Here is a 14,914-nt window from a genome sequence, read left to right as displayed (position 1 = left end):
ACCACATTTACATGACGACATGATGACGAACGCCCCCGTGAAACGTATCTATCGCTGGTTGCAGCACCCTCGCGCTTCGCTCGCCGCCCTGTTCGGGCTGCTGGTGGTGGTTCCTGTATGCCTGCGCGTGGCGAACGGCTGGGCCGATCCGCTGGGGTACCTGTCCGACGTGGGCCTCGGTGGAGCACTGGTCGTTCTGCTGTACCGTCGTCCGGTATGGCTGGCAGTGCCCGTGGTGCTGGCTTGGGGAGTGCTGAGCCTGGCCAGTGCCGAGCTGGTGGCCGCAGTAGGCCGATTGCCGACCCCGGCCGACCTGCACTACCTCACCGATGTGCAGTTCATGGAAAACTCCGCCGGTGGCAGCCTGGCCAACCCTGGCTTCGCCATTGCCCTGGGGCTTGGCCTGCTGTTGTGGCTTGCGACCCGCTGGGCGGCCCGGGCCAGACCCGTCGCGCCATTGCCGCGGCACCTGTGGGCGGTGCCCGTGACCTGCCTGCTGGTGCATGCCGGTACCCAGGCCTGGGAACCTGCCGAAGCGGACGAGTGGCAGGTGTTCAACCTGCCACATCAATTGCTGGCGGTAGGCGTGGGTGAAAGCCAGGCGCGTATCGAAGACTGGCTGGAGGCCGATGTGGTCGACCCACCCGTGGCCATGGCCGGCCTGACCCGCCTGGACCTGAGCGGCAAGCCGCTGCTCGTCGCGCCCGGCAGCGCGCGCAACGTGCTGGTGGTCGCGCTGGAAGGCATCCCGGGGGCTTACCTGGACATCAACCGACGCACCCTCAACCCCGCCTACCAGGAACACCTGATGCCCAAGCTGAGCGCCTGGGCCGAACGCGGCATGAACACCCCCGACTACGTGCTGCATACCCACCAGACCATCCGTGGCCTCTACGCCATGCTGTGTGGCGACTACGACAAGCTCGACAACGGTACCCCCAAGGGGGTCGAGATGCTGACGCAGAACCAGCGCAACCAGGAATGCCTGCCGGCGCAATTGCGCGAACATGGCTTCAGCACGCACTACCTGCAGGGTGCCGGGCTGCGCTTCATGGCCAAGGACAAGATCATGCCGCATATCGGCTTCGATACCACCCTGGGCCTGGACTGGTTCAAGAACCCCAACTACCTGGACTTCCCGTGGGGCAAGGACGACAAGGCGTTTTTCGAAGGCGCGCTGGACTATGTCGGCCAACTGCAGAAGCAGCCTGAACCGTGGATGCTCACCCTGCTGACCGTGGGCACCCACCAGCCCTACTCCGCGCCGGCGGAATACCTCGAACGCTACGCCACGCCCAAGCAGGCGGCAGTGGCCTATCTCGACGACGCTGTGGATAACTTTCTTGCCGGACTGGAACGTCAGGGGGTACTCAAGGACACCCTGGTGGTGATCACCTCGGACGAATCCCATGGCATCGACGGTGTACGCCTGGCGTCTTCGTGGGGCTTCAACCTGATGCTGGCGCCCGAGCAGGCACAACTGCCACAGGTGAAATCCGGCGTGTACGGTCACGTCGACCTGACCGCATCGGTGCTCGACTACTTCGGCTTCCCGGTGCCCAACGCCCTCAGCGGGCGTTCGCTGCTGCGCGACTATGACAACGGGCGTGAAATCATGTCGTTCACCAACGGCAAGCTGCGCTATCACGATGGCAATGCCACCTTCACCGAATGCGATTTCCAGCAGCGCTGCCGGTCGTATGCCAGTACCGGCTTCATTGCCGAACGCGCCAACCTGACAGATCGCTTCCGTGGCCAGCGGGCACGCCAGGTGCAGGCGCGCGCCAGCGCACTGGATCAATCAGTGATGGGCTCACCGCTGAACCAGCACTACCAGTTCGGCAGTGCGACGGTGATCCCGCTGCAGCCGCAGATCAAGGATGACTGGGCCGACAACCTGATCGGCGCGCAGTACCTGGAGATGCCCAAGGGCTCGCACACCCGGGTGCGCCTGACGGTACGTTCGGCCGACCCGCAGCAGAACGCCTATATCGTGCTCAAGACCAAGGAGTTCGAGCAGGAGGTGCTGGTGGGGCTACCTACCGAGGAGATGCTGGTCACGCCGGATCAGCCCCTGGAAATGGAGTTCACGTTCGACAACAACGAGTCGCGCAAGGCGTTCTCGTTCCACCTGCTGGGGCATGGGTTGGGGGCGGTCGAAGTGAGCGACTTCAGTGTGGTGACCGAAGCGCCGGGGCAGATTGATGAGCTGGATGAAACGCTGGCGCGGTTGAACGGCAAACCCAGTTGATTCCCTGATTGTCGGTGGACAGTTCACCGGCCTTCAGCGCACAACGCGGCTGTTCAACCAGCAGAAGCGGCTGCCCGCTTTTTCCGGTGTGAAGCGTGGCGCTGGCCGACGCTGTGATGGCCTGAGAGCGGCCGCACGGGTGTGCGGGGCAAGCAGGATCCGGGAAGGCGAACCTTCCCGGATCCTTTGGCGGTGTGGAGTGCCTGGGCCTGACCGGCCCCTTACTCCACCGTCACCGACTTGGCCAGGTTGCGGGGCTGGTCGACGTCGGTGCCCTTGAGCACGGCCACGTAGTACGACAGCAATTGCAGCGGGATGGTATACAGGATCGGTGCCAGCGCATCGACGATGTGCGGCATGGCGATCACATGGGTGCCCTCGCCATTGCTCATGCCAGCCTTCTCGTCGGCGAACACGATCAGCTCGCCGCCACGGGCGCGCACTTCCTGCAGGTTGGACTTGAGCTTCTCCAGCAGCTCGTTGTTCGGCGCCACGGTAACGACCGGCATGTCGGCATCCACCAGCGCCAGCGGGCCGTGCTTGAGCTCGCCAGCCGGGTAGGCTTCGGCGTGGATGTAGGAGATTTCCTTGAGCTTGAGCGCCCCTTCCATCGCCACCGGGAACTGCGCGCCACGGCCCAGGAACAGGGTGTGATGCTTGTCGGCGAACAGCTCGGACGTCTTCTCGATGGTGGCGTCCATCGCCAGCGCTTCGCCCAGGCGTACCGGCAGACGACGCAGTTGCTCGACCAGTTCGGCTTCGACGCCAGCCGGCAAGGTGCCACGCACGCGTCCCAGCGACAGGGTCAGCAACATCAGCGACACCAGCTGGGTGGTGAACGCCTTGGTCGAGGCCACGCCGATTTCAGGGCCGGCACGGGTCAGCAGTGTCAGGTCCGATTCACGCACCAGCGAGCTGATGCCGACGTTGCAGATGGCCAGGCTGGCAAGGAAGCCCAGCTCCTTGGCATTGCGCAGCGCCGCCAGGGTGTCGGCAGTTTCGCCCGACTGGGAAATCGACACGAACAGGGTGTCGGGCTGCACCACCACCTTGCGGTAGCGGAATTCACTGGCCACTTCGACCTGGCACGGAATGCCGGCCAGCTCTTCGAGCCAGTAACGCGCAACCATGCCCGCGTGGTAGCTGGTGCCACAGGCCACGATCTGTACATTGCGCACCTTGGGGAACAGCTCGGCCGCCTTGGGGCCGAAAGCCTGCACCAACACGTGATCCGAACCCAGGCGGTCTTCCAGGGTGCGCTGCACCACGGTGGGCTGCTCGTGGATTTCCTTGAGCATGAAGTGGCGGTAATGGCCCTTGTCGGCCGCCTCTGCACCTTCGTGGTACTGCACCGCCTCGCGCTGCACCGGCTGGCCATCGACGGCCCAGATGGTGATCTGGTCGCGGCGAATCTCGGCGATATCGCCCTCCTCCAGGTACATGAAGCGGTCGGTGACCTGGCGCAGGGCCAACTGGTCGGAGGCCAGGAAGTTCTCGCCGTGGCCCAAGCCGATCACCAGCGGGCTGCCGCTGCGGGCGGCCAGCAGGCGGTCTGGCTGGCTGGCGCTGATAACCGCCAGGCCATACGCGCCATGCAGTTGCTTGACGGTCGCCTTGAGGGCGTCGGCCAGGTCCGGCAGGCTTTTGAGGGTGTGGTGCAGCAGGTGCACGATCACTTCGGTGTCGGTCTGCGAGGTGAATACGTAGCCCAGGCCCTTGAGCTGTTCACGCAGCACATCGTGGTTCTCGATGATGCCGTTGTGCACCACCGCCAGGTCGTGGCCGGAGAAATGCGGGTGTGCATTGCCTTCGGTTGGCGCGCCATGGGTCGCCCAGCGGGTGTGGGCGATACCCAGGTTGCCGACCAGCGGCTCGGCGGCAACGGCCGCTTCCAGCTCGCTGACCTTGCCGATGCGACGACGGCGTTCAAGGTGGCCCTGCTGGGTGAAGACAGCCAGGCCAGCACTGTCATAACCGCGGTATTCCAGGCGCTTGAGGCCTTCGATCAGGATGGTGGTGATGTTGCGTTCGGCGACGGCGCCCACGATTCCACACATAGATGTTGCTCCTAGCTGATAGCGGCACAGATGAGGTTGATGCCGCGGGCTTGAATTTGATCGCGTGCCTCCTGGGGCAGGCGTTCGTCGGTAATCAGGGTATTCACGCTGGCCCAGGGCAGCTCCAGGTTGGGAATCTTGCGCCCGACCTTGTCCGACTCGACCATCACGATCACTTCGCGGGCCACCTCGGCCATCACCCGGCTCAAGCCCAGCAATTCGTTGAAGGTGGTGGTGCCGCGCACCAGGTCGATACCATCGGCACCAATGAACAGTTGGTCGAAATCGTAGGAGCGTAGTACCTGCTCGGCAACCTGGCCCTGGAACGATTCGGAATGCGGGTCCCAGGTGCCGCCGGTCATCAGCAGTACCGGTTCGTGTTCCAGTTCGCTCAAGGCACGGGCCACGTTCAGCGAGTTGGTCATCACCACCAGCCCCGGTTGCTGACCCAGTTCGGGGATCATCGAAGCCGTGGTGCTGCCGCTGTCGATGATGATGCGCGCATGCTCGCGAATCCGCGCCACGGCGGCACGAGCGATGGCCTGTTTGTAGAGAGAGATGGGCTGGCCCTGGTCGGCGAACAGTTCCTGAGGCAGGGTCACCGCGCCACCGTAGCGGCGCAGCAGCAGGCCGTTGGCCTCCAACGCGGCGAGGTCCTTGCGAATGGTGACTTCGGAGGTTTCGAAACGCTTGGCCAGTGCATCCACACTCACCTCGCCCTGCTCATGCAGCAAGGCCAGGATGTTGTGGCGGCGTTGAGGTGTGTTTCGTTTCGACATGAGAAGTTAAGTTTCGATTCGAAAGATAATGACGTCAATCAAAACCTAAAGCTTTCATTTGGTCAAGCAGGCAATGAAACTATTTCTGTGGATAAGGCGTTGCTGGGGTCAGGTTATCCACACTCGAATGCCAGGCAAAAAAAAAGCCGACTTATGCACAATGCGGTCGGCTTTTTCAGAGCTGTGGACAACTCAGCTCTTCTTGATCTTCTCTGGCCGTTTCCAGCCATCGATGTTGCGCTGACGACCGCGGGCCACGCCCAACTGGCCAGCCTCGACCGTCTGGGTGATGGTGGACCCCGCAGCGGTGGTGGCCCCATCGAGGATATCCACAGGCGCCACCAGCGAGTTGTTGGAACCGATAAAGACATCCTCGCCCAGTACGGTACGGAATTTGTTGGCCCCGTCGTAGTTGCAGGTGATGGTGCCGGCGCCGATGTTGGTGCGCGCCCCCACCTCGGCATCACCCAGGTAGGTCAGGTGGCCTGCTTTGGCACCTTCACCCAGGTGGGCATTCTTCAGTTCGACAAAGTTACCCACATGCGCACGGGCATCCAGCACGCTGCCCGGGCGCAGCCGCGCGAACGGACCGGCATCGCTGCCCTCGCCCAGCACGGCACCTTCGAGGTGGCTGTTGGCCTTGACCACTGCGCCCTTGCGCAGGGTACTGTTCTTGATCACGCAGTTCGGGCCGATGACCACGTCATCCTCGATCACCACGCGGCCTTCGAGGATAACGTTGACGTCGATGAGCACGTCACGCCCCACGATGACTTCGCCGCGCACGTCGAAACGCGCCGGGTCACGCAGGGTCACGCCCTGGGCCATCAGGCGACGACCTTCGCGCAATTGATAATGACGCTCCAGTTCGGCCAACTGACGACGGTCGTTGGCGCCCTGCACTTCCATCGGGTCCAGCGGCTGCTCGGTGGCCACCACCAGGCCGTCGGCCACTGCCATGGCGATCACGTCGGTCAGGTAGTACTCACCCTGTGCGTTGTGGTTCGACAGGCGGCCAAGCCACTCGGCCAACCGAGCCCCCGGTACGGCAAGGATGCCGGTGTTGCCTTCATTGATCGCCTTCTGTGCGTCGCTGGCATCCTTGTGCTCGACAATGGCAGCCACCTGGCCCTGGTCGTCGCGCACGATACGGCCGTAGCCGGTCGGGTCGGCCAGGGTCACAGTGAGCAGGCCCAGTTGCTGCGGGTTTACCCTGGCCAGCAAACGCTGCAGGGTGTCCACCTCGATCAGCGGTACATCGCCGTAGAGGATCAGCACGGTGTCGGCACTGAGCGCCGGCAAGGCCTGGGCCACGGCGTGGCCTGTGCCCAGCTGTTTGTCCTGCAACACGAAATTCAGGTCATCGGCAGCCAGTCGCTCGCGAACCAGCTCGGCACCATGTCCGATCACCACGTGAATACCCTGGGGCTCGAGCTGGCGGGCGCTGTGGATAACATGGCCAAGCATCGAGTTGCCGGCGACCGGGTGCAGTACCTTGGGCACGGCCGAGCGCATGCGTGTGCCCTGGCCTGCCGCGAGAATAACGATATCGAGAGACATTGACTGGCTACCAAATCCGGGGAGAGGTCGATGAATGACCGAAATGAGATATGCAGAAAAAGAAAAAGGGTAGCCGAGGCTACCCTTTAACTCAATCGCGGCGAAAGCAATCAGCCTGTAGGCCGAATTACCTTCCCTTGCGCAACTGCTGGACGGTGCGCAGCTGAGCTGCGGCTTCGGCCAGACGTGCGGCAGCGGCGCCGTAGTCGAACTCCGCGCCTTTGGCGTTCAGGGCGTTCTCGGCAGCCTTGAGGGCTTCCTGGGCCTGAGCTTCATCCAGGTCGGCAGCACGTTGCACGGTATCGGCAAGCACCTTGACCATGTTCGGCTGGACCTCGAGGAAACCACCAGAGATGTAGAACACCTCTTGGGCGCCACCCTGCTTGGTCAGCGTGATCGGACCAGGCTTCAGATTAGTGATCAGCGGGGCGTGGCCTGGAGCGATACCAAGATCACCCAGGTTGCCGTGCGCAATCACCATCTCGACCAGGCCGGAGAAGATCTCTCCTTCCGCGCTGACGATATCGCAATGGACTGTCATAGCCATCTGCTTGCCTCAACCTGATTAGCGCCCCTCGCGGGGCGCCGGGATTACAGTTTCTTGGCTTTCTCGACTGCTTCTTCGATGCCGCCGACCATGTAGAACGCTTGTTCTGGCAGGTGGTCGTAGTCACCGTTGAGGATGCCTTTGAAGCCAGCAATGGTGTCTTTCAGGGAAACGTATTTGCCTGGAGAACCGGTGAAGACTTCAGCCACGAAGAACGGCTGGGACAGGAAGCGCTGGATCTTACGAGCACGGGAAACCAGTTGCTTGTCGGTCTCGGACAGTTCGTCCATGCCCAGGATCGCAATGATGTCCTTCAGCTCTTTGTAGCGCTGCAGCACGTACTGAACGCCGCGAGCGGTTTCGTAGTGCTCGTTGCCGATCACGTTCGGGTCCAGCTGGCGCGAAGTCGAGTCCAGTGGATCGACCGCTGGGTAGATACCCAGGGAGGCGATGTCACGGGACAGTACGACGGTGGCGTCCAAGTGGGCGAAGGTGGTGGCTGGCGACGGGTCGGTCAGGTCGTCCGCAGGTACGTATACGGCCTGGATCGAGGTGATCGAACCTTCCTTGGTCGAAGTGATACGTTCTTGCAGAACGCCCATCTCTTCAGCCAGGGTCGGCTGGTAACCTACCGCCGAAGGCATACGGCCCAGCAGTGCGGATACTTCGGTACCGGCCAGGGTGTAACGATAGATGTTGTCGACGAACAGCAGAACGTCGTTACCTTCGTCACGGAACTTCTCGGCCATGGTCAGGCCGGTCAGCGCTACGCGCAGACGGTTTCCTGGTGGCTCGTTCATCTGACCGTAGACCAGCGCTACCTTGTCGAGAACGTTGGAGTCCTTCATCTCGTGGTAGAAGTCGTTACCCTCACGAGTACGCTCACCCACACCGGCGAACACGGAATAACCGCTGTGCTCGATGGCGATGTTACGGATCAGTTCCATCATGTTTACGGTCTTGCCTACACCGGCACCACCGAACAGACCAACTTTACCGCCTTTGGCAAACGGGCAGACCAGGTCGATAACCTTGATGCCGGTTTCCAGCAGGTCGTTGCCGCCTGCCTGGTCAGCGAACGAAGGCGCTTCGCGGTGAATGCCCCAGCGCTCTTCTTCACCGATCGGACCAGCTTCGTCGATCGGGTTGCCCAGCACGTCCATGATCCGGCCCAGGGTCGCTTTACCGACCGGTACGGAGATGGCTGCGCCGCTGTCGACGACGTCCAGACCGCGCTTCAAGCCTTCGGTCGAGCCCATCGCAATGGTACGGACCACGCCGTCGCCCAGCTGCTGCTGAACTTCCAGGGTGGTTTCCGCGCCTTGTACTTTCAGTGCGTTGTACACGCTCGGCACGCTGTCACGTGGGAATTCCACGTCGATGACGGCGCCGATGATTTGAACGATACGTCCGCTACTCATAGCTGGATCCTCTGAATATTTGAACCGTTAAACCGCGGCAGCGCCGCCGACGATTTCCGAGATCTCTTGGGTGATCGCAGCCTGACGCGCCTTGTTGTATATCAGCTGCAATTCGCTGATCAGGTCGCCGGCGTTGTCGGTGGCGTTCTTCATTGCGATCATCCGCGCAGCTTGTTCGGCCGCGTTGTTCTCGACCACCGCCTGGTAGACCTGCGACTCCACGTAACGCACCATCAGGCCGTCCAGCAGCTCCTTGGCGTCAGGTTCGTAGAGGTAGTCCCAGTGGTGCTTGAGTTCTTGATCCGGGGTTGCAACCAACGGAATCAACTGCTCGACCGTTGGGGCTTGCGTCATGGTATTGATGAACTTGTTCGATACCACGGACAGACGATCGATACGACCATCCAGGTAAGCGTCCAGCATGACCTTGACGCTGCCGATCAGATCATTGATCGACGGCTCTTCGCCCAGGTGGCTGATCGCTGCAACGACGTTACCGCCGTAGCTGCGGAAAAACGCCGCACCTTTGCTGCCCACCACGCACAGGTCGATTTCGACCCCTTGCTCGCGGTTGGCTGCCATGTCCTTGACCAGGGCCTTGAACAGGTTGGTGTTCAAGCCACCGCACAGACCACGGTCACTGCTCACAACCACATAACCAGCGCGCTTGACAGGGCGTTCGATCATGAAGGGGTGGCGGTATTCCGGGTTGGCGTTGGCCAGATGACCAATCACCTGGCGGATACGCTCCGCATAGGGACGGCTAGCAGCCATGCGCATTTGAGCCTTGCGCATCTTGCTGACCGCCACTTTTTCCATGGCGCTGGTAATTTTTTGCGTGCTTTTGATGCTCGCAATCTTACTGCGAATCTCTTTTGCGCCTGCCATGTAACACCTATCAGGTTAGCAAGCGGGGGCTGCAAAGCCCCCGCTGCGGCTTACCAGGTTTGGGTGGCCTTGAACTTCTCGATACCGGCTTTGATGCCAGCGTCGATTTCGTCGTTGAAGTCACCCTTCACGTTGATCTTCGCCATCAGTTCGGCGTGATCACGGTTGAAGAAAGCGATCAGCGCTTGTTCGAAGCTGCCGATCTTGGTGATTTCGACGTCGGTCAGGAACCCACGCTCAGCGGCATACAGCGACAGCGCCATGTCCGCGATGGACATTGGAGCGTATTGCTTCTGCTTCATCAGCTCGGTAACACGTTGACCGTGCTCGAGTTGCTTGCGGGTGGCTTCGTCCAGGTCAGAAGCGAACTGGGCGAATGCCGCCAGTTCACGGTACTGAGCCAGAGCGGTACGGATACCACCGGAGAGCTTCTTGATGATCTTGGTCTGAGCGGCACCACCTACACGGGATACCGAAACACCGGCGTTCACTGCAGGGCGGATGCCCGAGTTGAACATGGCCGATTCCAGGAAGATCTGACCGTCGGTGATCGAGATCACGTTGGTCGGAACGAACGCGGAAACGTCGCCAGCCTGGGTTTCGATGATCGGCAGTGCGGTCAGCGAGCCGGTCTTGCCAGTTACGGCACCGTTGGTGAACTTCTCTACGTACTCTTCGGAAACGCGCGATGCACGCTCCAGGAGGCGGGAGTGGAGATAGAACACGTCACCTGGGTATGCTTCGCGTCCTGGTGGACGGCGCAGCAGCAGGGAGATCTGACGGTAGGCAACAGCCTGCTTGGACAGGTCATCGTAGACGATCAGTGCGTCTTCGCCGCGGTCACGGAAGAACTCGCCCATGGTGCAACCGGCGTATGGCGCCAGGAATTGCAGTGCGGCGGATTCCGAAGCACTGGCAACCACCACGATGGTGTTGGCCAGGGCGCCGTTTTCTTCCAGCTTGCGAACGATGTTGGCAACGGTCGAACGCTTCTGGCCGACAGCAACATACACACAGAAAATACCGGAGTCTTTCTGGTTGATGATGGCGTCGATGGCCATGGCGGTCTTGCCGATCTGACGGTCACCGATGATCAGCTCACGCTGGCCACGGCCGACAGGGATCATGGCGTCAACCGATTTGTAGCCAGTCTGTACAGGCTGGTCTACCGATTTACGCCAGATAACGCCCGGTGCAACCTTTTCAACAGCGTCGGTCTCGGTGTTGTTCAGCGGACCTTTGCCATCGATTGGGTTACCCAGTGCGTCGACGACGCGACCCAGCAGTTCCTTACCAACCGGAACTTCGAGGATGCGGCCGGTGCACTTGGCGCTCATGCCTTCAGCGAGGGTGTCGTACGCGCCCAGTACTACCGCACCAACGGAGTCTTGCTCCAGGTTGAGGGCCATACCGAACACGCCGCCCGGAAACTCGATCATTTCGCCGTACATAGCGTCGGCCAGACCGTGAATCCGCACGATACCGTCAGAAACGCTGACGACAGTACCTTCGTTGCGGGCTTGGGAGGCTACATCGAGTTTCTCGATGCGGCCCTTGATGATTTCACTAATTTCGGAAGGATTGAGTTGCTGCATTGCTCTGCTGCCCCTTCAAACTCAAGATTTCAATGCTTCGGCCAGTTTCGCGATTTTGCCGCGTACTGAACCATCGATAACCAGGTCGCCGGCGCGGATTACGACACCACCGATCAGGCTGGCATCCTCCGTCGCGTGCAGGCGCACTTCCCGGCTGAGTCGTGCACTGAGAACCTTGGCGAGTTTGTCTTGCTGTTCTTGGTTCAACGCAAAAGCACTGGTGACTTCCACGTCCACGGATTTCTCTTGTTCGGCCTTGTACAGATCGAACAGAGCCGAAATCTCCGGCAACAGCAGGAGACGTTCGTTTTCCGCGGCAACATGAATGAAATTCTGTGCCTGTGCATCGAACTTGTCACCGCACACGTCAATAAACGCGGCGGCCTTTTCTGCGCTCGTCAGTCGCGGGGCCTTGAGCAGGCGCTGCATTGTGTCGTCTTGAGACACTGCAGCAGCCAGGCCGAGCATGGCTGACCAATTGGCCAGTTGCTGATGGGCCTGGGCGTGCTCAAAGGCCGCCTTAGCGTAAGGTCGGGCCAACGTGGTCAGTTCTGCCATGATCGCCCTCGCTTAAATTTCAGCGGCCAGTTTATTAACCAGCTCCGCATGCGCGTTTTGATCGATTGTGGCGCCAAGGATCTTTTCAGCACCGTTGACGGCCAGGCTACCCACTTGGGCGCGCAGCGCGTCTTTGACACCGTTCAGTTCCTGTTCGATCTCGGCTTGAGCCTGGGCCTTCACACGGTCAGCTTCGACGCGAGCCTGGTCACGGGCTTCCTCGACGATCTGGTTACCGCGTTTCTTGGCTTGCTCAATGATTTCGGCTGCCTGAGCTTTAGCTTCGCGCAGTTGCTGACCCGCTTTATCTTGGGCCAGCTCCAGGTCGCGAGCTGCTCGGTTGGCAGCGTCCAGTCCTTCCGCGATCTTCTTCTGACGTTCTTGCAAAGCCGCGATGACCGGAGGCCACACGAACTTCATGCAAAACAGTACAAAAATGAAGAACGCAACGGACTGGCCAATCAGGGTTGCATTAATGTTCACGCCAACACCTCGCTCGTTCTAAGTCCATCACACCAATCCACTCGAAAATTCGAGTGATTAGCCAGCGATTTGACCAACGAAGGGATTAGCGAAGGTGAAGAACAGAGCGATACCAACACCGATCATGGTCACGGCGTCGAGCAGACCGGCGACGATGAACATTTTGACTTGCAGCATCGGAACCATTTCTGGCTGGCGAGCAGCGCCTTCCAGGAACTTGCCGCCCAGCAGGCCGAAACCAATGGCGGTACCCAGGGCACCCAGGCCGATCAGCAGAGCAACAGCGATAGCGGTAAGACCAACTACAGTTTCCATCTTTCCTCCCGACTTTTACGTCGTATTGGTTAGGTTTTTTAGTTTGAAGCGGTAAAACAAAATCGTTTGGTACAGCTGCCCTTGCGGACTTTTTCGGCCTCCCCCCACCCCGGCGGAGAGGCCTCAGACACGCCAGGCGGTCTTAATGGTTATCTTCGTGAGCCATCGACAGGTAGACGATGGTAAGCATCATGAAGATGAACGCTTGCAGGGTGATGATCAGGATGTGGAACACAGCCCACGCCCATTGCAGCACCACGCCCAGGCCGCTCAGCCACAGCAGACCGGCACCGAACATCACGGCGATCAGGATGAACACCAGCTCGCCGGCATACATGTTGCCGAACAGACGCAGGGCCAGCGAGATCGGCTTGGCGATCAGGGTCACGAATTCCAGCAGGAAGTTGACCGGGATCAGCAGGATCTGGACGAAGATGTTCTTGCTGCCGAACGGGTGCAGGGTCAGCTCGCCGATGAAGCCGCCGATGCCCTTGACCTTGATGCTGTAGAAGATGATCAGCGCGAACACGCAGAAGGCCATCGCGATGGTGGCGTTCGGGTCGGTGGTGGATACGGCACGGAACGGGATGTGCGGATCACCGGAGATCAGCATCGCCAGTTGCGGGATCCAGTCGACCGGGATCAGGTCGACGGCGTTCATCAGGAACACCCACACGAAGATGGTCAGTGCCAGCGGTGCGATGACCGGGCTGCGGCCGTGGAACGAGTCCTTGACGCTGCCGTTGACGAATTCGACCATCACCTCGACGAAGTTCTGCAGGCCGCCGGGTTGACCGGAAGTCGCTTTTTTCGCCGCCATGCGGAACAGGAGGATGAAGATCAGACCCAGCGCAACGGACCAACCCAGGGTGTCCACGTGGAACGCCCAGAAGCCCATTGCCTTGGCTTCTGCTGCGGAATGGGCAAAGCCCCAACCGCCGTCTGGTAATTGCCCGAAGGTCAAGTTCTGCAAGTGGTGCTGGATATAGCCCGAAGCGGTTTCTGCTGCCATGTTTGCCTCAAACGCCCTAAGGTCTCGAAAGTCTCGTTTTTATCAGCAGGGGCGCGAACCAGCTGACCAACTGGGTCAGCAAGAAGACGCCGAATACTGCTAATGGCGCCAATGGCTTCACTCCTGCGAACGTCAATGCGAACAGCACTGCCGTCAAAATCAATTTGCCTGCCTCGCCAGCGTAGAACGACTTGACGATGGCCTGCGCTGCCCTGGCGCCGGTGTAACGGAACGCCTTGTAGGCAAAGTACAGATTCGGCAGCCAGGCGATCAGTCCTCCGCAGAGTGCCGAATAGCCGCTGACCACCCCATGCCACTGCCACACCCCCAACGATGCCAGCAGCAACACGACAAATTGAGCGAACAGTACCGGAAAAACCGCCCAGCGATGGAAAGGCAAGCGGTTTGGCGTGCGGGTCTCCATCACAACTGCTCCTCGAAAGTCGACCAACCAGTCAGTAATGACTTGGCATAATTTGTGCCGACAAAATGCGCGCAGAGTATAGGGGCGCTTGGACCCCTATTCAACTGCTGGGTAGTGATTTCCGACTGCGCGCTACAAAGCGAATTGTTTCAGCGGATGTGAGCAAGCACGCCCTGCAACTCGTCCAGGGAGTTGTAACGGATCACCAACTGGCCTTTGCCCTTGTTGCCGTGACGGATCTGTACCGCCGAGCCCAGCCGCTCTGCCAGACGCTGTTCAAGGCGGGTGATGTCCGGATCGGGCTTGGCCGGTTCCACCGGCTCGGGCTTGCCGCTGAGCCACTGGCGAACCAGGGCTTCGGTCTGGCGTACGGTCAGGCCTCGTGCGACAACGTGTCGCGCCCCGTCGACCTGCTGTTCTTCAGGCAAACCGAGCAGCGCACGGGCATGACCCATCTCCAGGTCGCCGTGGGACAGCATGGTCTTGATGACTTCCGGCAGCGAGATCAGGCGCAGCAGGTTGGCCACGGTCACCCGCGACTTGCCCACAGCATCCGCGACCTGTTGCTGGGTCAGCTGGAATTCCTGCTGCAGGCGCTGCAGTGCGATGGCCTCTTCCACCGGGTTGAGGTCTTCGCGCTGGATGTTCTCGATCAGCGCCATGGCGATGGCGGTTTCATCCGGCACATCGCGCACCATCGCCGGGATGGTCTCCATGCCGGCCTGCTGGCTGGCGCGCCAGCGGCGTTCGCCGGCGATGATCTCGAAGCGGTCGTCGCCGATCGGGCGGACCACGATCGGCTGCATCACGCCCTGGCTCTTGATCGAATGCGCCAGTTCTTCAAGGGCCTGCGGGTCCATGTCCCGACGGGGCTGGTATTTGCCGCGCTGGATCAGGTCCAGCGGCAGGTGTTGCAGTTCTTTCTGGTCGACCTTGACAGCCTGCTCTTCGAGCGCGCTGACGGTAGGACCACTGAGCAGTGCATCCAACCCACGTCCGAGACCTCGTTTCTTAACGGCCATGC

At 60.7% G+C, this 14,914-nt stretch carries 14 protein-coding genes; 1 reads left to right on the top strand and 13 read right to left on the bottom strand.

The features are described from left to right. Positions 1-37 precede the first annotated feature (37 nt). Positions 38-2,251 (top strand): LTA synthase family protein, encoded by a 2,214-nt coding sequence (locus CR917_RS00690; RefSeq protein WP_256589584.1) that lies wholly within the window; start codon positions 38-40, stop codon positions 2,249-2,251. A 221-nt stretch (positions 2,252-2,472) separates the two neighbouring features. Here CR917_RS00690 and glmS read toward each other — a convergent pair whose 3' ends face one another. From glmS to CR917_RS00625, 13 genes are all read right to left on the bottom strand, one after another. After that, a complete protein-coding gene (gene glmS, locus CR917_RS00685) occupies positions 2,473-4,308 on the bottom strand; it encodes a glutamine--fructose-6-phosphate transaminase (isomerizing) (RefSeq protein WP_058541969.1) in 1,836 nt (611 codons plus the stop codon). An 11-nt stretch (positions 4,309-4,319) separates the two neighbouring features. Continuing rightward, the gene (locus CR917_RS00680) at positions 4,320-5,087 is read right to left on the bottom strand and encodes a DeoR family transcriptional regulator (protein WP_054916063.1); all 768 of its coding nucleotides are present in this window, start codon (positions 5,085-5,087) and stop codon (positions 4,320-4,322) included. 192 nt (positions 5,088-5,279) lie between these two features. Further along, entirely contained in the window at positions 5,280-6,647 is a 1,368-nt protein-coding gene (gene glmU / locus CR917_RS00675; protein WP_054916062.1) for a bifunctional UDP-N-acetylglucosamine diphosphorylase/glucosamine-1-phosphate N-acetyltransferase GlmU, read from the bottom strand. Between the two features lie 127 nt (positions 6,648-6,774). Beyond that, positions 6,775-7,194, bottom strand: a complete 420-nt coding sequence (locus CR917_RS00670) for a F0F1 ATP synthase subunit epsilon (RefSeq protein ID WP_043860662.1) — start codon at positions 7,192-7,194, stop codon at positions 6,775-6,777. Positions 7,195-7,238: 44 nt separating this feature from the next. Then, the gene (gene atpD, locus CR917_RS00665) at positions 7,239-8,615 is read right to left on the bottom strand and encodes a F0F1 ATP synthase subunit beta (RefSeq protein ID WP_043860663.1); all 1,377 of its coding nucleotides are present in this window, start codon (positions 8,613-8,615) and stop codon (positions 7,239-7,241) included. 27 nt (positions 8,616-8,642) lie between these two features. After that, positions 8,643-9,503, bottom strand: coding sequence for a F0F1 ATP synthase subunit gamma (atpG, locus tag CR917_RS00660; protein ID WP_054916061.1), 861 nt, complete (start codon positions 9,501-9,503; stop codon positions 8,643-8,645). A 50-nt stretch (positions 9,504-9,553) separates the two neighbouring features. Further along, positions 9,554-11,098, bottom strand: a complete 1,545-nt coding sequence (gene atpA / locus CR917_RS00655) for a F0F1 ATP synthase subunit alpha (protein WP_043860665.1) — start codon at positions 11,096-11,098, stop codon at positions 9,554-9,556. 21 nt (positions 11,099-11,119) lie between these two features. Then, a complete protein-coding gene (locus CR917_RS00650) occupies positions 11,120-11,656 on the bottom strand; it encodes a F0F1 ATP synthase subunit delta (RefSeq protein ID WP_043860666.1) in 537 nt (178 codons plus the stop codon). 12 nt (positions 11,657-11,668) lie between these two features. After that, positions 11,669-12,139 (bottom strand): F0F1 ATP synthase subunit B, encoded by a 471-nt coding sequence (locus tag CR917_RS00645; protein WP_043860667.1) that lies wholly within the window; start codon positions 12,137-12,139, stop codon positions 11,669-11,671. A 57-nt stretch (positions 12,140-12,196) separates the two neighbouring features. Further along, positions 12,197-12,454 (bottom strand): F0F1 ATP synthase subunit C, encoded by a 258-nt coding sequence (gene atpE / locus CR917_RS00640; RefSeq protein WP_003097235.1) that lies wholly within the window; start codon positions 12,452-12,454, stop codon positions 12,197-12,199. Positions 12,455-12,596: 142 nt separating this feature from the next. Continuing rightward, positions 12,597-13,466, bottom strand: coding sequence for a F0F1 ATP synthase subunit A (atpB, locus tag CR917_RS00635; RefSeq protein ID WP_043860668.1), 870 nt, complete (start codon positions 13,464-13,466; stop codon positions 12,597-12,599). A gap of 16 nt (positions 13,467-13,482) precedes the next feature. Then, a complete protein-coding gene (locus CR917_RS00630) occupies positions 13,483-13,890 on the bottom strand; it encodes a F0F1 ATP synthase subunit I (protein ID WP_043860669.1) in 408 nt (135 codons plus the stop codon). Positions 13,891-14,039: 149 nt separating this feature from the next. Continuing rightward, positions 14,040-14,912, bottom strand: a complete 873-nt coding sequence (locus tag CR917_RS00625; RefSeq protein ID WP_043860670.1) for a ParB/RepB/Spo0J family partition protein — start codon at positions 14,910-14,912, stop codon at positions 14,040-14,042. Between the last annotated feature and the right edge of the window lie 2 nt (positions 14,913-14,914).

The organism is Pseudomonas sp. BRM28 (genome assembly GCF_002939405.1).
Lineage (GTDB): Bacteria > Pseudomonadota > Gammaproteobacteria > Pseudomonadales > Pseudomonadaceae > Aquipseudomonas > Aquipseudomonas palmensis.
This window is presented reverse-complemented; position numbering and strand designations above follow the sequence as displayed.